Below are 21,557 nucleotides of genomic sequence, written 5' to 3'. Positions count from 1 at the left end.
CTGGGCGCTTGTGGCGGTAGGCGTGAGTCGATACAGACTAGGCGCGGTCCTCGCGTGATACAGAGGTATCGGTCTTTACATCCTGAGTGTGGAAGTGCGGGGTCGGACGGCCTTGCTCGTCCACGTCATTAAGTTGGGCGAGCTCAGTGAAGTCCGCCTGAGCATCCGCGAAGCCCTCGTTGGGGTCAATCTCGTCGAAGTTACGGATCGTGCCGTCGCGCTCATCCTTGAACATGTCCTTGCCGTAAATGACAAGTACCATGATGATGCCCGCAGCAAAGCCCCAGGCCGCGCCCTGCGTGGCGAGGACACCAGCAGTAATGCCTGCGATGCCGAGGTCCTTCTGGTTCTTTGCCTCCATGATGCCCACGCGGACGGAGACGAAGCCCTGAATGATGAGAGTGAGCGCCAGGCCGATGGGCAGGATGGGCTCAACGAAGGAAATAATGGGCAGAAGCAACAGGCCGGTGTTTGTTCCCCAGCGGAAAGAGCCGGCACCACCGAAGACGGAGCGCATGGCGCGCTTACCCTGCTTGTAGCGCTCAACAATGACAACGTGCATCGCCGCCCAGAGCGGACCACACATAGCGACGTCAGGGCCGATGATCGACATGATCATATTGCGTCCGCCGAAGAGGAGGTGGGCGCGCGACGGACTGTAGACCACGGCTTCGTCAGTACGGACGTGGTCCGCTTCCTTAAGCACCGCGTTGGCCTGGAGGACGTCACCGAACACCACGATGTAGGCGGCAAGCACGGTCGGAATAGCCGTGAGGAACATGTGTGCAGGCGGTAAGCCAAGACCGAAGATGGTGTACTCGCTCCACAAGGTAGCGAAGTCAGGGCTGGAGAAGCCCCACTCGATGTCCGGCCACGGTGCCTCGCCGACCAGCGGTGCGACGAAGATAGCTACGAAGATAGCTGGCAGGATGCCCAACGAAGCGATGAAGCGCCAACCGGCCGCTTTCTGACGCAGACCAGCGAAGGACCGCGAGTACATCAGGTAGAACGCGATGGCCACCGCGATGGTGATGGTCACGGGGTACGAGTGGAAGCGACCATCTTCCTTGAATACGGAGAAGATAGCGGCGATACCTGCGCCGAGGACGATGCCCGCGCGCAGTCCGGAAGGAATGACGCGCACAACCTTCGACGCCAATCCTGTGGCACCGAGGGTGATAGAGAATATGCCAAGCAAGAGCTGGAAACTAATGAGCGCCCAGACGCGTTGTTCGCCTTCGGGGAAGGTCTGCACGTACACGATAAGCAGCGGGATAGCCGGGGTGATCCAGCCAGGGACGACAGGGTCGCCAAGCAGGTGGTGCGTGAGGTAGAGCAGACCGTTGAGCATGACCACGGCGAGGGCAACCTCGAAGGGCATGCCGAGTGCCTCGGTCATGAGCGGAATAGCGCCAAGGTCGACGACGCACATGAACAAACCTTGGGCGTAGTCCGGCCACTCAATGCGGTAGTGGACAAACGGCAGGCGAATGTCGAAAGGACCGGCCTTCCAGTGCGGAGATTCTTGGCCGATACCCTGTTCAGGCTCAGCTAGTGCCTTCGATGCCTGATGATCTTCAGGCTGGGATGCGGAATGAGACATGAGATACCAATCTGATGGAAAACATGAAGCCCGGCCACCGCGCTCGAGACGCGGTTCCGGGATTGGCGAACGCCCCGAGCTGGGGCTGAACGAGAATTAGTCGAACTCGATGATCTGACGCAGCGCCACGCCCTCAGAGAGGTTGTCCATGGCCTGGTTGATATCGGCAAGCTTGATGTGGCTGGAGATGAGGCCTTCAGCGTTAAGCTTGCCCTCGCGCCAGAGCTGCTCGTACTTCGGGATGTCCTTGGTCGGGACGGAAGAACCGAGGTAGCAGCCATGGACGCGACGGGCCTCGCCAGTCATGACGAGAGGGTCGATGGTGATGGTGGAGCCCGGCGCCGGCAGACCGACGGTGACGGTCAGACCGCCCGGACCGGTGATCTTGTAGGCAGTTTCGAGAGCCTTGGGGTGACCGGCGGCCTCGACGACGGCGGTGAACTTCTTGCCGGAGGCTTCGGCCTCAGCCGGGGTCATGGCATCGGTGGCGCCAAGCTCGATGGCCTTGGCACACTTGTCAGCCTGCATGTCGATGCCCACAATCTCCTTCACACCGAGTGCTGCGGCGGTGATGATAGCGGACATGCCCACGCCACCGAGGCCGACAACGGCAATGGAATCTTCCGGCTTCGGGTCAATCTCGTTGAGGATGGCGCCGCCTCCCGTGAGGATGGCGCAGCCAAAGATGGCGGCGATGTCGGCAGGGACGTCAGAACCGATGGGAACAACGGAGAGCTCAGAGACGACCGCGTGCGTCGCGAAGCCGGAGACGCCGAGGTGGTGCTGGACGGTCTCGCCGTTGCGGGTGAGGTGGCGGGTACCGCGGATGAGCGTGCCCTCGTTGTTGGTCTTGGAACCGACCTCACACGGCATCTTTCCGTCGGTCTTGCAGCCATCGCACTCGCCGCAGCGCGGGAGGAAGGTCATGACGACATGGTCGCCGACCTTCACCTTGCTCACACCGGGACCGACTTCCTCGACGACGCCAGCAGACTCGTGGCCGAGCAGCATGGGCAGCGGGCGCGGACGGTTGTTGTTCACCACGGACAGGTCCGAGTGACAGATGCCGGCCGCGGTGATCTTAACCAGGATTTCGCCTTCGCCCGGCGCGGTGAGCTCAAGCTCGCTGATGGAAATCGGCTGCGAATCCGCGTAGGGACGCGCGGCATCCGAGCGCTCGAGCACAGCGCCCTGGATGGTGATGGTGTCAGACATGTGGACTCCTTCGAGGTTGTGTGATGTGCAACTCAATCTAGTCAGAATCCAGCAGGACGCCAGAGGTTTCCTTAGGAGAATAATCCACCATTCAGCGTGACGGGTGTGTAAATCTACACACCCGTGTGGCTGCGGCCTCGCGCTAGCGCACGAATCCGGAGCGCAAGCTGGGTATCGAGGCTTCGCTCCCCTGTTGCCCAATCCTCCCCAAGGACCCGGCTAATGCGCTCGAGGCGCTGGCGCACGGTATTAACGTGGAGGTACAACTCGCGTGCGGTTCCGGGAATGCTGTGTCCGCTCAAGAAGAACTGGTAGGCCGTCGCCTCGAGCTCCGTGTCATGCGCGGCGTCGTACTCAACAAGCGCGCCCACACTACGCCTTACGAGCGTCGCCAGTGCACTCGGGTCCGCTCTCAGGATGAGCCCCACTGCACCGAGCGTATCTTCGGTGACGAGCTCGCCGCTCATGCCCAATGTGATCGCGGCATCGAGGTACGCCATCGCCGAATCGTGTGCCTCGTGCGCCTCCGTCACACCGGCAACGGGTGCGGCCGCAACGAAGACGGGCGCGGACGACTCCGCGACGAGCCGACGCACGGACGTTGCGACATCCCTATCCGGCTGAAAGAGCACGCAGTAATGCTGCTCATGACGCGTGACTGCCGACGCCCCATCGAGCAACCCATCCAGACGCATCCGGGACAGTGCCGGGTCGGCGCAGTTGACGCCGAGGAAATACAGCGACTCTGGTTGCGCGAGGTCGATGCCTGTCAGCCGTTTGAGACGCAACGCCTCTTCATTTCCGGCGGTGCCCACTGCAACGGAGTAGACAAGGTCATCAACCTTGCGCGCGGTGGCATCGACAAGCGCCTCGTTGAAGAGAGCGATGGCGGCGAAAGCCGCGGAGGCATGCCCCACGACGCGCAGCTCCACGTCGTTAATACCTTTGGGCACGCAGATCGCCCCAAGGAAACGCCCATGAAACTCGACCGGAAGCACGCTGCGATTATCCACGCTCCTCGTGTTGTTGTGCTTGCGTGCCGCGGCGATGGCATCCGTCCACTCGTCGCGCGTGCCATCGCCCACGAAGGTAGATGATTCTTCTAGCCACAGCTCGACCTGCACACCCAAGAACTCGCTAAGCACCTCCGCAAGTTCCTCGAACCGTGCATCGCCGATGAGGACTGCGAGCAGCCGGGAGTCGGCATCGGCAAGTTTGTGCAATTCCTCGACGTGGGTGCGCAGTTCCAACTGCGAACGGCTGAGCTTCGCGACAGACTCGCCCTGGGACTCGATGACGCGCGCCGTATCAAGTGCTACCGCCGTCATCGCGCCGAGGAGCTCGATAGCCATAATTTCATCACGCGAGTAGTGCCGCGGGTGGCGGTCGCCGACGAGCAACGCGCCCACGGTCTTGCCACTGATGCGAATGGGCGCACCCAGAATTCCTCGAATACCCTCGGCTTCCACCGCCTCATCCACGTAATCGACGTGACTGACCTCCGGATCCTCAGCGTGATCATATGTCCAGGCGGGGCGATTCGTGGCCGCCACAATGCCCAAGATGCCAGTGCCGATGGGCATGCGAATATTCCGAAAGCCCTCCGTCACAACGCCAGCCGTAGCAAGGATATTGGTAAATCCCGACTCGTCATCGTTGAGACTGATGTACCCAATGTGCGCGCCAATGATAGAGCGCGCATGCCGCACGATGGTGTCAAGCACGTCATTCGACGCGCGACCCGCATTGAGCATTTGCGAGACTTCCAAAATCTTCGTCGACATGACGCGCCACGTGCGGTTGGAATCGATGGTGTTTTCCAGCATGCGCAGCGCCGAAAGCTCGTCCTCCTGCAACGACGCGAGCAAATGATCAGGTATGGTCACCGAGCTATTGAGCCTGCGCAGGATTTCGCTCAATGCTGACACAGCGTCCTCCTTTTCCTTCGCACACGACTGTGATGTGTGTCCATCTTGGCACACGCAGGGACTACACACTGACATTTTCGCAGGCCCACGTCAGGCGTGCCGGGAGCTGGCGCTTTCGACACATTCCCAACCAATGTCGACTCCGGGCTACTACATGCTCTCGCTTGAACGGGCCTGACCCCCGAAAAGTGGACACGTCGGGGGTCAGGCCTAGGCGCGCCGTTGGAAGATTCCTACGACGCCCCTTTCGGTTCAAAGACGATGAAGCTCATCTTCGACTAGCGCAGCGGGTCGAAGTCCTTAATCTCCGGCAGGGTCTCGCCCGTCTCAATGAGGTGTGCCAGCGCCCGGCCGGACGCTGGGCCGAGGACCACGCCCCACATGCCGTGTCCGCCTGAGACGTAAACGTTCGGCGCCTTGGTTGCGCCGATGAGGGGCAGGCCGTCTGGGGTGACTGGGCGGCTGCCCACCCATTCGTCCTGACGGTCATCGAAGTTGATGCCGGTGAACATCTCACTCGCGTGCTTAATCATGGACTGCACGCGCTTTGGATCGAATGGTGCATCCGCGTCGCGGAACTCCATGGTTCCGGCGATGCGGAAGCGGCCCTGGTACGGGGTGCAGGCAAGACGCTGGGCTGGCAGGTAGACCGGATAGTCGATAGAATTGTCGCCGGTGTCGACGCTGAAGGAATAGCCGCGGCCTGCTTGTACGCGGGTACGCACTCCAAGGCGGCGAGCGAGCTTCGGCAGCCATGCACCAGTTGCAATAACCACGTTGTCCGCCTGCAGGCGCTCCCCCATGGAGAGCTCAACTACTGGCTTGCGGGTGGACTGGACATCCACCACGGAAGCACCGGTGCGGATTTCGACGCCGCGGGAGCGGAGGGCGTCGGCAAGCTTGTGGCAGAAGGGGCCCGGCTCAAAATAGCGCTGGTTGCCCAGCTTGAATACGAGGTTCACCGAATCAGACAGGTGGGGGACAAAGTCGCGAGGATTGGAAATTTCCTCGAAAGGCACTTCCTGGCCGTGGCGTACGGCGCCTTCGACCTCTTCGATGAAGCCGGCGGCCTCAGCCTCATTCTTGAAGGCGATGATAAAGGGGCTGTCCTTGGTCCAGGATTCCACGCCACCCTCAACGAGCTCGTCGTATGCGCCCAGCGCCTTCAGGTTGATGGGAGTAAGCGCCTTCATGGTGCGGTCCCAGGCGCGCTGGTTCGCGTTCGCCATGAACCGCACACCAAAGTCCACGACCTTGGGGTCCGGAACCAGCGGCACGTGCAGTGCTGCGTTCGGGTCGAGGAATGCCTGAGGGGTGTAGCGCCACAGCTCACGATTTGCCAGCGGGATGGTCTTACCCGGGCTCAACCAACCGGCGTTGCCCCACGAGGAGCCGGCTGCCACGCCGTCGCGGTCAATGACCGTGACCTCGTGTCCGGCTTTACGCAGGAACCAGGCGGTGGACAAACCCACCATGCCCGCGCCGATAACGATTGAATGATTTGCCACCACTTTCTGCTCCTTAAATAGTCACGGTTTTAGCCAGCCCCTGCATTGGCGCAAGCTAGGTTCTATGTCACATATTAAGACAATTGTGGGAAATGCTACTACATCCCATAGACCGCGACACCCGTTATGAATAGGCACAGTTAAATAACCAGAAACATTAGAAAGCTGAGCAAGAATGAGCAGTGACAATAATTAAATAGCGCCTCCCTATTAGCTCTAGAAATCTCGAAACTTGGGCCCAAGGTAAGGAATGGCAAATAAGCGAATCGGCTTGACCCAAGCACCGAAGGCTGAAGCAAAGAGGAGCAGACATGAAGGACATCAAGGTCAATCGACTCATCACCCTGCTTCTGGGAATCGCTCCAGCCACCGGCGAAGTGATGAGACTTCCGGCCTTGCACATCGGTATGTGGGAGGTTCCGCTCGTTGTGGCTTCGGCGCTCTTTGTGATGGTCACTTTGTGGTGAGCACCGCGGTCGCACTATTGAGGCAGGGGCCTACGGCATCGACAATGAGCGCAATATCTTCCTCGGAGTAGTCAGCATGAGCCGTAAGTCTTAGCAATGCCTGTCCGAGCGGTACCGACGGATAGCGGATCGGAGAAACAATTACTCCCCTTTCAGCTGCCTGTGCCGCACACTCCATAGCTGCGCCCTCAGCGCCTACCGGCAAGACGATAATAGGTGCGGGCGAGTCCACCACTTTCCAACCGTTCGCCCGCAGACGCTGCCGAAGGTTGCGCACGACGCGGGCAAGCCGTTGCACTCGCGAAGGAACGAGAGCTAACGCCGCACTGATGGTGGCTGCCTGCGATGGCGGCATGGACGTTGAGAAGATGTAGCTGCGGCAACGTTGGCGGCATAGCTCGATAAGTGGCTCACTGCCCGCGACGAAAGCGCCCGCCACACCTAGTGCTTTGCTCGCGGTACCGATATAGATATCCGACAAGGGCAAATCGAAATGCTCACAAACGCCGCGTCCATTTTTGCCAAGTGTGCCGATTCCGTGCGCGTCATCGATCATCAACCAGGCGTTGGAATCCTGAGCAAGTTCCTGAAGCGCATGGAGATTCGCAAGCTCGCCGGACATGGAAAATACGCCGTCACTGACAATCAATCGGCGCTCCGATGCATCGGCAGCAAGCTGCTCTTCTAAGGTTTTCACGTCAAGGTGCGGATAAACAGATGACCGGACCCCTTGGTAGCTCGACTTGGCCAGCCGGATGCCGTCGATGATGCTCGCATGATTATCAGCATCAGAGAAAATAGAAAGTCTCTCGCCACAATCTCGCGCAGCTGCAGCAAGCGCAGGAATTACTCCCATGTTGGCGTGGTAACCCGAACCGAACACGAGCGCTGCCGGCGCACCGACAAACCCAGCCAGATCGCGCTCGAGCGCTACGTGATAGTCACTCGTACCCGTGGTCAGACGCGATCCTCCTGACCCCACCCCGGCGCGCAACGTTGCTTTGTGGGCTGCGTCGGCAAGCGCGCGATTCGCCCCGAGCCCCAGGTAATCAGACGATCCCGCAAGCAGCGTTTCACGCCCATCGACCACGGTGTGCGGACTTTGACTACCGCTAATGACCCTTTCGGTTCTTTCCAGACCACGCTCACACCACGAAGTATTGGAACTGAATGCCCAGTCTTCCAGGCTCATTGCCAAGAACCTTCCACGAGGACCGGCTTTTCCCGCAGCCACTGCTCTGTCGCCGGAAGTACACTAAGTGCGCCTGAATAGAACAAGACACGTCCTCCTTGTTTCCCGCCTTCAGCCTTGACGTTGCGCAAAGCCGTATAGGAACCTTCGACTGCAACATAACCCGTGGTGTAGCTCGGGTCATCGGAAATACAGACTTCCGCGACAATGCCCGGCGCAGCAAGAGCCTTGGATGCTAAAGCAACGGCATCAGCCCGATGGTTCTTCGACTCGGCACAAAGGAAATCAGCCCAATCAAATGTTCCCACCCGAACGCCACGTTGCCCATGAGTGTCTAGACGCTCACCGGTTTCAGCGCAGACAATGCTCGCACCGCGCATATCGCGGGTGCGGTACAGAAGCTCGATACCTCGGCGGGCTGCGCTCTCGGAAACACGGTTGTTCCTAGCGAGCACGGTTATCATCGCTGTTTGCGCAGACTCCGGGTTCTCGCAGTCCCGTGCACTAACCTTCAAGGCGCTGACATGAGCAATGTCGCTTGCTGCTACCGCCCGCGTAGCAATGTTGATGGAATCCGGCACGCCCTTCTCGTGCCGCAACGCACGAGTAGCAAGCTCTGAGCTCACGCGAGGAACAAGGTGCGGTTCTACGATGCGTTCTGCACCCGAGATATGCCTACCTTCAAGGCTTGCACGCATCTTAATACTCATCAGCACAGTCGAGGTTTCTGCCATGCAGGTATCGTAGCCCAGCATCTTGAACACCGTTCAATAATTATCGAAACAGGGTTAATCCCCTCTCCTCGTTCCGCTCGGAAACGCACTTACCGATGCCAAGTGACAGTGCGACTTCCACGAGACATTAAGAACCCCCACGTGCCTTCCAACCACGTATGTGGTCGGGGCTCGTGGGGGTTGCTTAGTGCAGTGTGTGGGTATTTCCCCTACTGCTGCGATGCGGTGCCCAGGGTTTCTTCCATGCAGGCCTGCTGCTGGGCAGGGTCCTGCAACTCCAAGCACTTGGCGGCGCCGGTGTCGCCGAGGATCTTCACGCCGAGGGCCATGATGACGATGGTTCCAGCGAGGGCCAGGATGGAAGTAATCAGGCCGACGATGGACATCCAGGTGCGGCGCAGCTCCTGCGGGCGATTGCGGCCAACGACCAGCGCGATGATGGAGACGATGATGCCGATTGGGCCGAGCAGCAGCGGCGGAACAATCAGCAGCAGGGACAGCAGCGCGATGATGCCGATGACCATCGCCCAGATAGCAACGGCGTTCTTCTTTGCTGGCTGGCTATCGGCACCAGCGTAGGCCGGGTAGCCGGCGCCAGCGGCGGTTGCGTTCGTGCCGTAAGCATCGTGGGAGGCGTGGTCGTGAGCGGTGTTGTCTACGCCGTAGTTGTTTGCGTCGTGGGCGTACTCCTCGTTCGCCTTGGAGGTTGCCTCACCGTAGGAGGGCAGCTTGCCGGTGCTGTCGCTGCTAAATGGGTTGTTTGCGTTGTACGGGTTCTCTGGGGTGTTCGGGGTGGTCATGTGGTTGGCCTCCTTGGGGCAGCCCTAATTGCGTGCCCTTTATCCAATATGTGCGTTTAAGAACTTATGCGTTTGCAATCGCTTGCGGCCACGTTACTGACGGAACCTGTGAATTCACTGACAAGTGTACTGTGGCTTGTTTTGTGACGTGGCGGAGTTTGTGGCGCGGCCGAGGTTAGACCGCACCACTGCTACCACTTGCGCAGGTAATCGATGCGCTGACGCAGTTGCTCGGCGTCGCAAAGCGCGGTGGGTGGGCCGCCGCAGGCCTTGCGGACCTCAGTGTGAATGGCGCCGTGGGGGCGGCCGGTGCGCTGCGCGGTAATGGAGACAACGGTGTTGAGCTCCTTGCGCAGGTTGCCAATCTCATCCACTACGCCGGTGGATTCTTGGTTGTCGGCTGGCTCCTCACGGCGCTTCGGGGCGTACTGCATGCCGTAGAGCTTGCGGCGCTGTTCCTCAGCGGCCTCAGCAGCCCGGCGCGCCTTCTCCTCTGCTTCGCGGCGGTCGAGTTCCTCCGACTGCTTTTTGCGCAGCAGGTCCTTGACCTGGTCGGCGTCGAGAAGCCCGGGGATGCCCAGGAAGTCCGCGTCGACGTCTGCGGTGATATCGCCAGTGTTGAACTGCGAGCCGTTAAAGAGCAGGCCGGAAAACTCCGCCTCAGCGCCGAGGGCCTCGTAGGAGGGCTCGAGCATGTCGGGCTCAGACTTCTTGCTATTGGCCTCCGCTAACAGCTCGTCGTCCCAGCCCTCTTTATCGGGGCTCTTCTCCTCACCCAGGACGTGATTGCGTTCCTTTTCCATGTTCTCCGCCAGGCCCAAAAGCACCGGCACGGATGGCAGGAACACCGAGGCGGTCTCACCGGGCATACGCGATCGCACGAAGCGGCCGATTGCCTGCGCGAAGAACAGCGGAGTCGAGGCCGAGGTCGCATAAACGCCCACGGCCAAGCGCGGGACGTCGACGCCCTCAGACACCATGCGCACTGCCACCATCCACTCGTCGGTGGACTTGGAAAACTCCTCAATGCGGTCCGAGGAGCCCGGGTCATCGGACAAAATCACCGAGACCGGGGTCGAGGAAATCTGCTTCAGAATCTTCGCGTAAGCACGCGCGGTCTGCGTATCGGTAGCCAGCACCAGGCCGCCAGCGTCCGGCATGTTGCGGCGCATCTGCATCAGGCGCGTGTGGGCCGCCTGCAGCACCGCCGGGATCCACTCGCCCTTCGGGTCCAGCGCGGTCTTCCATGCACGCGCTGTCTGCTCAGGGTTCAAGATATCGCCCAGGCGGGCCGCATATTCCTCACCCGCAGAGTCACGCCAACGCGCCTCGCCCGAGTAGGACAAGAACACAACGGGACGCACGACGCCGTCGCGGAGCGCATCGCCATAGTTATAGGCGTGATCCGAGCGCGAAACGAGATGCCCCTCCCCGTCCTGCTCGTAGCGCACAAAGGGGATCTGGGAATCGTCAGATCGGAAAGGCGTACCCGTCAGCGCCAGGCGGTGCTCGACGTCGTCATAAGCCTCGCGCACGCCGTCGCCCCAGCTCTTGGCGTCACCGGCGTGGTGGATCTCATCCAGGATCACCAAAGTACGGCGCGCCGAAGCAACCGCACGATGCTTGAACGGGTGCATGCCCACCTGGGCATAGGTCACCACGATGCCGTCCATCGCCGGGTTCACGGCAGAAGAATTCGAGAAGTTCGGATCCAGCGCCAAGCCCACGCGCGCGGCCGACTGGGACCACTGAATCTTCAGGTGTTCAGTAGGCACCACGACGATGACGCGCTCGACCGTGCGGTCTTCCATCAGCTCCGTAGCAATGCGCAGCGCAAAGGTGGTCTTACCCGCGCCAGGCGTTGCCACGGCCATGAAGTCCTGGGGCTTTTTGGCCAGGAACTTATCGAGGGCGGCCTGCTGCCAGGCACGTAGCTTTCCGTTGTTGGCGAATCTTCTGGGGTTGCGGGATACAGAATTACTCACCGGGCGGCTCACTTGCGGCGCAGGCCCTTGTACACGCGCTCACAATCCGGACACACCGGGGATCCGGGCTTGGCCTGCTTGGTCACTGGGAAGGTCTCCCCGCACAGCGCAACGACGTACTTACCGTTGACGGCGGAGTCCAAAATCTGGTTCTTCTTCACGTAGTGGAAGAACTTTGGGGTGTCATTATCAGTCGTCGACGAATCCTCACGGATGTCGGGACGTTCAATCGTCTTAGTCGTCGTACTCACCCCACCCATAATGCCGCATTGGTGTCGAACTTCGCACCTCGCACGTCTACCCTTGTACGCATGTCCTCAAAGAACTCGCGCGATAGGTCGGGCTATAGGCCAAAGAACACCCCACAATCGGGGCGTTGGTCTCCCCGCCGCGCTTTCCGACGCCGCGAAGCTCACCTCATCACGGACGCTCAGCTCTCCCCAGGCCAAGACCGCCACAGACGCGAGGTCATCTACTCGATCCTGCAGTTCCTGCGCGTTCCTTCTCTGCTGGTAGGCGGCGCCCTCATCTATTTCTACGATGCGTGGCTTGTCGCGACGCTCATCATTGGCGTGACATTCCCGCTGCCGTGGATTGCGGTTGTCATTGGCAATGGCAAGGGGCAGCCGAAGGACAAGAGGGAAAAGAACGTCTACAAACCGGCTCTTGCCCGCCAGATGGCACAAGCTCAGGCGCAGCAGATTGCCAATCAACAACGCAGGGCGATCGAAGATCAGCCAGTTGAGACCATTGACCACGACATAGATTTCGACGAAAAGGACCCACGATGACTATCTTTGGCCCTGCTTTCCAGCCCGAGTACCCAGTGGCCGAGGTTGCCGCAGAGCTCAGCGAGTTCCTCACCACGCACGGCTTCACCGCCGATGGCATCGCCGGACATTTGGGGCCGGAGTACACGGAGGCTATGCACCGTGGCGAGCCAGCGGCCGTAGCCTTAGGTGCTGCAGGCGATACCACTCTCGACGCCCTCATCCGCCTGTTCATCCTGCACGATGCTGTCACGCCGGAGCAGCTTTCCGACGTCCTGAGTGCCAGGCTTGCCACCAAACTACTGGATGCAGGCATCGCCCAGCGCAACGACGTTGGCGAGGTCTACATCGCCTATGACATCCGGCCGCACATCATTGTGGGTGAGAATCGACTAGTCTTTTCCGACGTCGATGCCGGGCTCGTCGATCATGTACCCGGCCCAGACCACGTCCTAGGCGTCGGTGCGGCTAGCCTCTCGCTTCTCCAGTCGACTCCGCTGACTCCAGTCGAGTCCGCCTTGGACTTGGGAACGGGTTCAGGTGTACAGCTACTGGGTCAGCTGTCGACCGCAGAGCATGTCACGGCGACCGATCTGCACGAGCGAGCCCTTGAGCTGGCACGCGCGACAATCGCAGCGGCAGGCGCAGACGCAAGTGACAAGGTGGAACTCCTGCAAGGCTCCTGGTTTGAGCCGGTTGCCGGAATGAGCTTCGACCGAATCGTTGCTAACCCTCCCTTTGTGGTGGGTTTGCCTGAGGTTGGCCATATTTATCGTGACTCGGGGCTCAACCTCGATGGCGCCAGCGAACTCGTGGTCTCCCAGGCAGTTGAGCACCTCAATCCGGGTGGCAGCGCGCACGTCCTCGCTGCGTGGGTGCATCAGGGCGAACAATCCTGGCAGCAGCGTGTGGCTTCTTGGCTGCCCGATACTGGTGTTGCCGCATGGATCATCCAGCGCGACGTGGCTGATCCTGCGCTTTATGTATCGACATGGCTCAAGGACGAATCCGTAGACGTTCGCTCGCTAGAAGGACGCGAGCGCGCCCGGCTGTGGCTTGAGCACTTTTCTACACACGATGTCACCGGAATTGGATTCGGATTCGTGGCCATCCAGAAAACCGGCGACGACGAGCCCTCCGACATCCTTGCCGAATACATGCCACAACCGTTCACAGATCCACTGGGACCAGAGGTAGAGGAGTATTTCGCGCGCATCGCCTGGCTGCGCAACCTCGTCCCCGGCGAAATCGAAACCAAGCACTTCCAGGTCCGCCCTGGCGTAGCACGGGAAGACATCGGTCTTCCAGATAGCGAGCTCGGAATGGGTTTCTTGCCGGCAGCGTTGCGTTTAACCCGCACAGAAGGGCCACGGTGGTCCCACGACGTCGACAAGCACATCGCGTCCATCGTTGCAGGCCTCAACCCGCACGGTCTGAGTTTGGGGGAAACAATCGAGCTCTATGCCGCAGCCCAGGGCTTCGACGAAGAAGAACTCGTGGCCTCGGCGATTCCCGCAATGGTCGATCTCATCCGCCATGGGCTTATCATCCCGACAGATCTCTTAGCATTCACCAACGTTGATACCGCTTCTGCAAGCGGCGTCACCTTTGAGGGAGACCGCGACGATCTCCAGGGAGATGCCCGCTCCGACAACTCGACTGACCAACAGGGGGATTAATGCGAGCCGTTCTCACGCGTGTTTCTCACGCATCCGTAACCGTAAATGGTGAGGTCGTGGGGGAAATTGACTGCCCAGATACCGGTGGAATTCTGGCTCTGATTGGAATTTCTCGCATTGATACCGAGTCCTCGGACAGTGAGCTCGAGGCTGCTATTGAGAAAATGGCACGCAAGATCGCCGAACTGCGCATTCTTGAAGGTGAAAGAAGCGTTGAGGAAGCTGGCGCTCCAGTGTTGGTCGTCAGTCAATTTACGTTGTACGGAAAGACTGCCAAGGGCCGTCGTCCTTCCTGGTCCGATGCCGCGCCGGGAGAGAAGGCAGAACCCGTAATTGAGAGAATCACTGCAAAACTTCTCTCACGGGGACTCCATGTTGAAACCGGAAAATTCGGGGCAATGATGGGTGTTTCATCCGTAAATCAGGGTCCATTCACCGTTCTCGTGGAGGCCTAAAACTTTCCCAGAGCCCAATCCCCTAACGCGCGCAGGCTTTTCACCTGCGCGTTTTCTATTCGACTATGTGACACCTCACTCCACTCATCAGGTTGTTGAACAACGCACAGACTGGCGCAAAAATCAAATTTTAAAAGAGTGATAAAAAACGTACTTGCAATACAATAATTTATTATCATTTCTCACCGATGCGGGTTTATGATGAAACTACAGCGAAGCAAAAAGGGCTGAAACTGCAGGACAAAGAGAAAAACGTCCGAAGGCAGTTGCAGAATTGCAACCGAGAGAAAATTCTCAAGACTTGCAAGGTTGCACCAAGCTCTAAAGCTTCGGTCGACCATCTAGAGACGCAGGAGAAAGAAAATGTCTCACTCAGTCTTGCGGAACAACACCGCGAATCACCCCGAGAATGAGCCCAACATGCCGGAGAGCCTCAAGACCTCCAAAGCATTGAAGGCCGAACAGTCCACTTCCGCTGACTCATCGCAGTCACCATTCTCCGGAACCACCGGGGCCCCCAAGTGGAACAAGACGGACCTCACCTGGATGCTGTCACTCTTTGGCACCGCAATCGGCGCCGGCGTCTTGTTCCTCCCCATCAACGCAGGCATCGGCGGCATCATCCCACTGCTCATCATGACGGTCGTGGCACTGCCAATGACCTACTGGGCACACCGTGGCCTCACCCGCCTGGTGCTCTCTAGCTCCAAGCCAGAAGGCGACCTCACCGACGTCGTCGAGGAGCACTTCGGAATTAAGGCAGGCGTGTTCATGAACATCCTGTACTTCCTCTCCGTCTACCCGATTCTCTTGGTTTACTCCGTGACCATCACCAACACGGTTAATTCCTTCCTCCAGAACCAAATCGGTATTAACCCGCCGGCACGCTGGCTGACCTCCCTCCTGCTGGTCGGTGGTCTCATCCTCATCGTCCGCATGGGCAAGGATGTCATCGTCAAGGTCATGTCTTGGCTGGTCTACCCGTTCATCGGCGTTCTGGTTCTGCTATCCGTCTACCTCATCCCGAAGTGGAACACCGCATTGTTCGATTCCTTCGACCTGAACGTTGCCCGTGAAGCTTCCGGCCACAGCTTGGGTGTCACCCTGATGCTCCTGGTTCCGGTTATGGTCTTCTCCTTCAACCACTCCCCGATGATTTCCTCCTTCGCAGTTGACCGCCGCGAGACCTACGGCAAGTTCGCTGAGGTCAAGGCACGCAAGACCCTGCTGCGCGCAGAAATCCTCATGGTCGTCGTCGTCATGTTCTTCGTCTTCTCCTGCGCCCTGGCGCTGTCCCCAGCTGACATGGCAGAAGCAAAGTCCCAGAACATCACCATCCTGTCCTACCTGGCTAACCACTTCGATACCCCGATCATCCAGTGGATTGCACCGATTATCGCAATGGTCGCTGTTGCAAAGTCCTTCCTCGGCCACTACCTCGGCGCTGCTGAAGGCTTCGAAGGCCTCATCCTCAAGGGCAACAAGAACCTCGAAAAGGACGACGCTGCAACCGCTCGCAAGCTTGGCACTATCACCCTCATCTTCATGCTGGTTACCGCATGGCTGACCGCTTGGGCAGACCCATCCATCCTGGGCATGATTGAAACCCTGTGTGGCCCGACGATTGCACTCATCCTCTTCCTCATCCCGATGTGGGCAATCCACAAGGTTCCCGCACTGGCTCGCTTCAAGGGCAAGGCTTCCAACTACTTTGTCTTCTTCATGGGCCTCATCGCCCTCGCCACCATCATCTACACCATCGTCCAGGCTTTCTAGGCCAGAGTACGAACCGGAAATCTGGAAACTCTGAGGATTCAAGGAAAAGCAATGTTCATCAGCATCTTCGATATGTTCAAGATTGGCATCGGCCCCTCAAGCTCACACACGCTTGGCCCAATGAAAGCTGGCAAGGCGTTTGTTGATGAGCTCAAGGAAAAGGAACTGTTCGAGCACGTCACTCGCATTCAAGCTAATGTCTACGGCTCCCTGTCTCTAACAGGTATCGGCCACTCCACCGACAAGGCCATCCTCCTGGGCCTTGCCGGGGAGGAGCCGGAAACCGTTGACATTGACGGGATCTCCGAGTTCGTCAAGGACATCCACGCCTCCGAAAAGCTCATGCTTGGCGGTACCCGTGAAGTTGACTTCCCGAAAGAAGGCGGCTTCTTCTTCCACGACGAATACCTACCGATGCATGAGAACGGCATGTGCCTCATCGCCTTCGACGACGACGAAGAAGAACTCCTGCACAAGACCTACTACTCCATCGGCGGCGGGTTCATTGTCTCCCAGGAAGACTTTGCCAAGCGCGGCGAGGACAACATCAAGGTTCCTTATACCTACGCCAGCGCTGCTGAAATGCTTGCCCTGTGCGAGACAAACAACATGACCCTCCCAGAGTTGGGCATGGCTAATGAGCTTGCGCTTCGCTCCGAAGAAGAAGTTCGTGAGCACCTTCGCAAGGTTCGCGACGTCATGTACACCGGCATTGTCCGCGGCTCCTCCTCCGACGGCCCGCTGCCTGGTGCCCTTCTCGTTCCGCGCCGCGCGGCTGCCCTAAAGCGTCGCTTGGAAAAGGAAGAGCCACATGACGGCTTGAACATCCTCAGCTGGGTCAACATGTTTGCACTGGCAATCTCAGAGGAAAACGCATCATGTGGCCGCGTTGTCACTGCCCCAACCAACGGCGCCTGCGGCGTTGTCCCAGCAGTGCTTGCGTACTACGACAAGTTTGTCGAGCCAGTTACCGAGGATATGTTCGCGGACTACATCTTCGCGTGCAACCAAATTGCTTCGCTGTACAAGATGAATGCATCCATCTCGGGTGCAGAGGTCGGTTGCCAAGGCGAAATCGGTGTTGCCTGCTCAATGGCAGCAGGTGGCTTGGCTCAACTCATGGGTGGCACCCCAGAACAAGTTTGCGTAGCTGCCGAGATTGGCATGGAGCACAAGCTTGGCCTGACCTGTGACCCAGTCCTCGGCCAAGTACAGGTTCCTTGCATTGAGCGTAATGCTGTGGCTGCAGTTGACTCAATCACCAGTGCCCGCATGGCCCTCGAGCGTGAGAGCAAGCCATGCGTCAGCCTCGACGAGGTCATCTGGACCATGTACAAGACTGGCAAGGACTTGAATGCCAAGTACCGCGAGACTTCACAAGGCGGCCTCGCGCTGGCTGTTCATCCTCCAATTCCGGTGTGCGGCTAGCATTCCGAAGTCACCCATAAGGCGGGTGAACACAGCGCTACACCGCTCGTGTTCATCCGCCTTATTTTGTGCTAATATCTATCCATCTATCTAAATGTCAGGAACACAAGGACATGCTTCAACTGATGAATGAGCTCAACAGTCATGGCATTGACCAAGATTTCCTCGGGCAGTACGTACCTCTCGTCGAATTTCTAGGCCAAGCCCTGGGCCCCAACACTGAAATCGTCTTGCACGATCTCGATGTACCGGACCAGTCCATCATTGCAATCGCAAATGGCCATATTTCAGGGCGCAAAATCGGCGGCCCGGTCACGGACTTCGCTTTATGGTTTATGAAGCAAGGCGACGCAGCCGCAGTACCCATGATGACCGGTTACCGGGCTGTCAATGCTGAGGGAAAGATTTGCCACTCCTCCAGCTATTTCCTCCGCGATTCGACTTGCCACATGCGCGGCATGCTGTGTATTAATGTGGACATTTCGGATCTTGTTGCTATCCGCAACGCTGCCAACTTCCTCATTGGCAACACCGAAGAAGCCAAGGACAAGACCCAAGCCTTCGGCGGATACCCAGGCGCCCAGGTCGCTCAGACCATTGTCACCCAGCCCGCTGCCGAGGAAGAAGCGGTCAGCGAATCTCTCCGCGACAACGTTGAGAATTTGCTCGAATCGATGCTCGATGCCGCTATTGCAACCCAAAATGCCCCCGTTGATCGCATGCAACGCGATGAACGCATCGAGGTTGTCCGCACCCTGGAAGAAAACGGGTTCTTCCTCCTCAAAGGTGGCATTAGCGCAGCAGCACAACGCCTTGGGGTCTCCGAACCCACCATCTACCGTTATCTAGTCAAGGTGCGCAATTAGGTACCTCGCTCCACGCTTCTAGCGCCTTTGGGCAAGCCCCTCCCAGACCCTCCCCCATTTGCGGGGAGGGTCAGCCCCTTTCCGGCATAGAACTCGAAAAATTTTTAGACACGGGAACTAAAAGGGTCCGAGGGCCGTTGTACATGTTGTAACAAGCCGCAACCTCAGGAGGCTCGACATGGCCAACAAGTCCGACAGCACCGCTGCTGACCTTGGTAAAGACTCACTCGCAGAAGAGCAGGAAGTTGATCGCGGTTCGCGTCGTAATCAAACCAATGACAATCCGTCCGCCGATCTGGTTCGCGTTTATCTCAACGGCATCGGCAAAACTGCTCTGCTCAGCGCCGAAGACGAGGTAGAACTCGCCCAGCGCATCGAAGTTGGCCTTTACGCAGAGTACAAACTTGCGAATGCAGAAAAGATCACCCGCGCCGAAAAGCGCGACCTCAAGATCTTGGTTCGCGAGGGCAAGAAGGCTCGTTCCCACCTGCTGGAAGCAAATCTTCGCCTCGTCGTTTCATTGGCCAAGCGCTACACCGGTCGCGGAATGCCGCTCCTCGACCTAATCCAGGAAGGCAACCTTGGCCTCATCCGCGCCATGGAGAAGTTCGACTACGCCAAGGGCTTCAAGTTCTCCACCTACGCAACGTGGTGGATTCGCCAGGCCATCACCCGCGGCATGGCAGATCAGTCGCGCACCATCCGCCTCCCAGTCCACTTGGTCGAACAGGTCAATAAGCTCTCCCGCATCAAGCGCGAGATGTACCAGTCCTTGGGCCGCGAAGCCACCAACGAAGAGCTCGCTGAAGAGTCCGGTATCGAGGAGTCGAAGATCGAGATGCTCCTCCGCCAATCCCGCGACCCTGTTTCCTTGGATATGCCAGTCGGCACCGATGAAGAAGCACCACTCGGCGACTTCATCGAGGATGCAGAAGCAACAGATGCTGAAACCGCAGTCGTTGCCGCAATGCGTCACTCCGACATTCGTGGCGTCATCGAAACTTTGGAAGAACGCGAGCAGGATGTCATCCGTTTGCGTTATGGATTGGACGACGGTGTCCCGCGCACGCTCGACCAGATTGGCCGTAAATTTGGGCTTTCCCGCGAACGCGTCCGCCAGATCGAGCGCGAAGTGATGGCAAAGCTGCGAGACGGCAATCGTGCGGATCGCCTCCGCGAGTACGCGCTGTAGACTTTCCCACGCATTTAAGCCCACAAATCCTGAGATGACAGACCCTGCCTGAGAAATTCCCATTTATAGGGAATACCCGGTAGGGTCTTTGCGTTTAATAGGTAGGTGGGTAACCGCCCATACTGCCCGGCTAAGTAGTAAATGCGATTAGACCTAAGCTATTTAGATCACAAAGTGCGGTATTGTTTAGTTATTGTTCGAAGGCACCGAGCTAGGCGGCCGCTCTTCTCTCCGAGGAATGGTCGGCAGCATTTTCGGCGCTCCCTATCATGCAGAAAGGGTTTGCCCACGTGAGGGACCTCGTTGATACCACTGAAATGTACCTACGTACTATTTATGAGCTTGAGGAAGAAGGCATCACGCCGCTGCGCGCCCGTATCGCTGAGCGTCTCGAGCAGTCAGGTCCTACGGTGTCCCAAACTGTCGCTCGTATGGAACGCGATGGACTGCTCCGCGTTCGCACTGACCGCAGCCTAGATCTCACTCCCGCAGGTCGCGAACTAGCCACCGCTGTTATGCGCAAGCACCGACTTGCAGAGCGCCTGCTTACTGACGTCCTCGGGCTCGACATCCACCAGGTCCACGACGAGGCCTGCCGCTGGGAACACGTCATGAGTGAAGAAGTGGAAAAACGCGTTGTTGCCGTACTTCCTGATTCCACCCGCTCCCCTTTTGGTAATCCAATCCCAGCTCTTGATCAGCTCGGCGCTGAAGACAGGGATATTCCAAGCGGCACCCGTGCCATCGATCTGCCCAACGGCGAAGAGACTCCCGCAACAATCATGCAGATCAATGAGATTCTGCAGGTAGATACCGAGACCTTCCGCCAAATCTACGAAGCAGGAGTCGTTGTCGGCGCGCCCGTCACCGTCGTGAACAACAATGGCACAGTCACCCTCACCACCGAGTCTGGTGCCACCATCGAACTACTTGATGATCTCGCACACGCAATTCGTATTGAGGTGAAATAAGTGAAGCTTCTAGTCACCGGCGGTGCCGGTTACGTAGGTTCTGTTTGCGCGGCAGTTCTGGTCGAAGAAGGCCACGACGTCACGATCATTGACAATTTCAGCACCGGCAATCGCGAAGCCGTCCCCGCCGGGGCACGCCTTGTTGAAGGTGACGTAGCCGATGTTGTCGAAGAGGTACTTGCCGAAGGTGGTTTTGAAGGCGTAGTCCACTTCGCTGCCCGCTCGTTGGTCGGCGAGTCGGTAGAGATTCCAGCCGACTACTGGGAGCACAACGTAGTCACCTCCCTCAAACTTTTGAACGCCATGCGTGCGCACGGCGTAAAGAACCTTGTTTTCTCTTCCACCGCTGCGACCTATGGTGAACCAAAGCAGGTTCCAATCACGGAGGATATGCCGACTCAGCCTACTAATCCCTACGGTGCGTCAAAGCTGTCCATCGACTACATCATCACGTCTTTCGCCAAGGCCTACGGTCTCGGCGCTACCTCGCTGCGTTACTTCAACGTCGCCGGTGCATACGGCTCTATTGGTGAGAACCGCGCCATCGAGACCCATCTCATTCCGCTGGTACTCCAGGTGGCGCTTGGCCACCGCGACAAGATCTTCATGTTCGGCGATGACTACCCCACCGCCGACGGCACCGCGGTCAGGGACTACATCCACATCCGCGACCTCGCAGATGCCCACGTTCTGGCGCTGAAAACCAACACCGAAGGCACCCACCGCATCTACAATTTGGGCTCTGGCGACGGTTATTCCGTCAAGGAAGTCATCGAAATGTGCCGCAAGGTCACCGGCCACGAGATCCCCGCGGAGATCGCACCCCGGCGCGCCGGCGACCCAGCCACCCTGGTTGCGTCCTCCGAGAAGATCAAGGCAGAGCTCGGATGGAACCCCACTCGTACTGACCTGGAGACCATCGTCACCGACGCGTGGAATTTCACCAAGGAACTGGGCGACAAAGCACACTCCGCAAAGCGCGTCTAGC

General features: G+C 58.6%; 19 protein-coding genes. 10 read left to right on the top strand and 9 right to left on the bottom strand.

Annotated features, from left to right (window positions below):
• Window positions 1-37 precede the first annotated feature (37 nt).
• The 4 genes from I6I72_RS12730 to I6I72_RS12715 form a co-directional block, all read right to left on the bottom strand.
• Window positions 38-1,603, bottom strand: coding sequence for a hypothetical protein (locus tag I6I72_RS12730; RefSeq protein WP_201807152.1), 1,566 nt, complete (start codon window positions 1,601-1,603; stop codon window positions 38-40).
• A gap of 96 nt (window positions 1,604-1,699) precedes the next feature.
• Window positions 1,700-2,818 (bottom strand): alcohol dehydrogenase catalytic domain-containing protein, encoded by a 1,119-nt coding sequence (locus I6I72_RS12725; RefSeq protein WP_070419905.1) that lies wholly within the window; start codon window positions 2,816-2,818, stop codon window positions 1,700-1,702.
• 113 nt (window positions 2,819-2,931) lie between these two features.
• Window positions 2,932-4,746, bottom strand: coding sequence for a helix-turn-helix domain-containing protein (locus I6I72_RS12720; RefSeq protein ID WP_034656845.1), 1,815 nt, complete (start codon window positions 4,744-4,746; stop codon window positions 2,932-2,934).
• A gap of 278 nt (window positions 4,747-5,024) precedes the next feature.
• Window positions 5,025-6,221, bottom strand: coding sequence for an NAD(P)/FAD-dependent oxidoreductase (locus I6I72_RS12715; protein WP_236592706.1), 1,197 nt, complete (start codon window positions 6,219-6,221; stop codon window positions 5,025-5,027).
• Between the two features lie 344 nt (window positions 6,222-6,565).
• Here I6I72_RS12715 and I6I72_RS12710 point away from each other — a divergent pair, with 344 nt between their 5' ends.
• Window positions 6,566-6,721: a hypothetical protein gene (locus tag I6I72_RS12710; RefSeq protein WP_160296073.1), complete on the top strand. Its 156-nt coding sequence runs from the start codon at window positions 6,566-6,568 to the stop codon at window positions 6,719-6,721.
• On the opposite strand, the gene I6I72_RS12705 is transcribed toward I6I72_RS12710, so the two are convergent.
• From I6I72_RS12705 to I6I72_RS12685, 5 genes are all read right to left on the bottom strand, one after another.
• Entirely contained in the window at window positions 6,708-7,913 is a 1,206-nt protein-coding gene (locus tag I6I72_RS12705; protein WP_201807144.1) for an aminotransferase class I/II-fold pyridoxal phosphate-dependent enzyme, read from the bottom strand. The genes I6I72_RS12710 and I6I72_RS12705 overlap by 14 nt on opposite strands.
• Complete coding sequence (locus tag I6I72_RS12700; protein WP_005529084.1) at window positions 7,910-8,668, bottom strand: 6-carboxyhexanoate--CoA ligase; 759 nt, start codon at window positions 8,666-8,668, stop codon at window positions 7,910-7,912. Before I6I72_RS12700 ends, I6I72_RS12705 begins: the two co-directional genes overlap by 4 nt.
• Window positions 8,669-8,856: 188 nt before the next feature.
• Window positions 8,857-9,447, bottom strand: a complete 591-nt coding sequence (locus I6I72_RS12695) for a hypothetical protein (protein WP_201807141.1) — start codon at window positions 9,445-9,447, stop codon at window positions 8,857-8,859.
• 191 nt (window positions 9,448-9,638) lie between these two features.
• Window positions 9,639-11,432, bottom strand: a complete 1,794-nt coding sequence (locus tag I6I72_RS12690) for a DEAD/DEAH box helicase (protein ID WP_201807138.1) — start codon at window positions 11,430-11,432, stop codon at window positions 9,639-9,641.
• Between the two features lie 8 nt (window positions 11,433-11,440).
• Window positions 11,441-11,692, bottom strand: coding sequence for a DUF3039 domain-containing protein (locus tag I6I72_RS12685; RefSeq protein WP_005529078.1), 252 nt, complete (start codon window positions 11,690-11,692; stop codon window positions 11,441-11,443).
• 51 nt (window positions 11,693-11,743) lie between these two features.
• On the opposite strand from I6I72_RS12685, the gene I6I72_RS12680 reads away from it, so the two are divergent.
• The 9 genes from I6I72_RS12680 to galE all read left to right on the top strand — a co-directional run bounded on the left by I6I72_RS12680 (window position 11,744) and on the right by galE (window position 21,556).
• Window positions 11,744-12,223, top strand: a complete 480-nt coding sequence (locus tag I6I72_RS12680) for a DUF3099 domain-containing protein (protein ID WP_201807135.1) — start codon at window positions 11,744-11,746, stop codon at window positions 12,221-12,223.
• Window positions 12,220-13,881, top strand: coding sequence for a DUF7782 domain-containing protein (locus tag I6I72_RS12675; protein ID WP_201807132.1), 1,662 nt, complete (start codon window positions 12,220-12,222; stop codon window positions 13,879-13,881). The genes I6I72_RS12680 and I6I72_RS12675 overlap by 4 nt, the downstream gene beginning before the upstream one ends.
• Window positions 13,881-14,336, top strand: a complete 456-nt coding sequence (gene dtd / locus I6I72_RS12670; RefSeq protein WP_201807130.1) for a D-aminoacyl-tRNA deacylase — start codon at window positions 13,881-13,883, stop codon at window positions 14,334-14,336. The genes I6I72_RS12675 and dtd overlap by 1 nt, the downstream gene beginning before the upstream one ends.
• Before the next feature lie 420 nt (window positions 14,337-14,756).
• Complete coding sequence (locus I6I72_RS12665) at window positions 14,757-16,112, top strand: SLC5/6 family protein (protein WP_236592705.1); 1,356 nt, start codon at window positions 14,757-14,759, stop codon at window positions 16,110-16,112.
• 51 nt (window positions 16,113-16,163) lie between these two features.
• Window positions 16,164-17,540: an L-serine ammonia-lyase gene (locus tag I6I72_RS12660; RefSeq protein ID WP_005529067.1), complete on the top strand. Its 1,377-nt coding sequence runs from the start codon at window positions 16,164-16,166 to the stop codon at window positions 17,538-17,540.
• A gap of 125 nt (window positions 17,541-17,665) precedes the next feature.
• Window positions 17,666-18,406 carry a helix-turn-helix transcriptional regulator gene (locus I6I72_RS12655; protein WP_236592637.1) on the top strand — a complete coding sequence of 247 codons (741 nt, stop codon included), beginning with the start codon at window positions 17,666-17,668 and terminating at the stop codon, window positions 18,404-18,406.
• A gap of 178 nt (window positions 18,407-18,584) precedes the next feature.
• Window positions 18,585-19,598 (top strand): sigma-70 family RNA polymerase sigma factor, encoded by a 1,014-nt coding sequence (locus I6I72_RS12650; RefSeq protein ID WP_005529064.1) that lies wholly within the window; start codon window positions 18,585-18,587, stop codon window positions 19,596-19,598.
• Window positions 19,599-19,888: 290 nt separating this feature from the next.
• Window positions 19,889-20,569: a metal-dependent transcriptional regulator gene (locus I6I72_RS12645; protein ID WP_034656975.1), complete on the top strand. Its 681-nt coding sequence runs from the start codon at window positions 19,889-19,891 to the stop codon at window positions 20,567-20,569.
• Window positions 20,570-21,556 carry a UDP-glucose 4-epimerase GalE gene (galE, locus tag I6I72_RS12640; protein WP_049063015.1) on the top strand — a complete coding sequence of 329 codons (987 nt, stop codon included), beginning with the start codon at window positions 20,570-20,572 and terminating at the stop codon, window positions 21,554-21,556.
• Window position 21,557: the final 1 nt, after the last annotated feature.

This window comes from Corynebacterium striatum (assembly GCF_016728105.1).
GTDB lineage: Bacteria > Actinomycetota > Actinomycetes > Mycobacteriales > Mycobacteriaceae > Corynebacterium > Corynebacterium striatum.
This window is presented reverse-complemented; position numbering and strand designations above follow the sequence as displayed.

Excerpts from the sequence above, each read along its gene's own strand:
- I6I72_RS12665 (WP_236592705.1), top strand. The coding sequence starts at position 14,757 with ATGCCGGAGAGCCTCAAGACCTCCAAAGCATTGAAGGCCGAACAGTCC.
- I6I72_RS12710 (WP_160296073.1), top strand. The coding sequence starts at position 6,566 with ATGAAGGACATCAAGGTCAATCGACTCATCACCCTGCTTCTGGGAATC.
- I6I72_RS12650 (WP_005529064.1), top strand. The coding sequence starts at position 18,585 with ATGGCCAACAAGTCCGACAGCACCGCTGCTGACCTTGGTAAAGACTCA.
- I6I72_RS12730 (WP_201807152.1), bottom strand. The coding sequence starts at position 1,603 with ATGTCTCATTCCGCATCCCAGCCTGAAGATCATCAGGCATCGAAGGCA.
- I6I72_RS12725 (WP_070419905.1), bottom strand. The coding sequence starts at position 2,818 with ATGTCTGACACCATCACCATCCAGGGCGCTGTGCTCGAGCGCTCGGAT.
- I6I72_RS12700 (WP_005529084.1), bottom strand. The coding sequence starts at position 8,668 with ATGCTGGGCTACGATACCTGCATGGCAGAAACCTCGACTGTGCTGATG.
- I6I72_RS12695 (WP_201807141.1), bottom strand. The coding sequence starts at position 9,447 with ATGACCACCCCGAACACCCCAGAGAACCCGTACAACGCAAACAACCCA.
- I6I72_RS12660 (WP_005529067.1), top strand. The coding sequence starts at position 16,164 with ATGTTCATCAGCATCTTCGATATGTTCAAGATTGGCATCGGCCCCTCA.
- I6I72_RS12680 (WP_201807135.1), top strand. The coding sequence starts at position 11,744 with ATGTCCTCAAAGAACTCGCGCGATAGGTCGGGCTATAGGCCAAAGAAC.
- I6I72_RS12705 (WP_201807144.1), bottom strand. The coding sequence starts at position 7,913 with ATGAGCCTGGAAGACTGGGCATTCAGTTCCAATACTTCGTGGTGTGAG.
- I6I72_RS12685 (WP_005529078.1), bottom strand. The coding sequence starts at position 11,692 with ATGGGTGGGGTGAGTACGACGACTAAGACGATTGAACGTCCCGACATC.
- dtd (WP_201807130.1), top strand. The coding sequence starts at position 13,881 with ATGCGAGCCGTTCTCACGCGTGTTTCTCACGCATCCGTAACCGTAAAT.
- I6I72_RS12675 (WP_201807132.1), top strand. The coding sequence starts at position 12,220 with ATGACTATCTTTGGCCCTGCTTTCCAGCCCGAGTACCCAGTGGCCGAG.
- I6I72_RS12655 (WP_236592637.1), top strand. The coding sequence starts at position 17,666 with ATGAATGAGCTCAACAGTCATGGCATTGACCAAGATTTCCTCGGGCAG.
- I6I72_RS12715 (WP_236592706.1), bottom strand. The coding sequence starts at position 6,221 with ATGGTGGGTTTGTCCACCGCCTGGTTCCTGCGTAAAGCCGGACACGAG.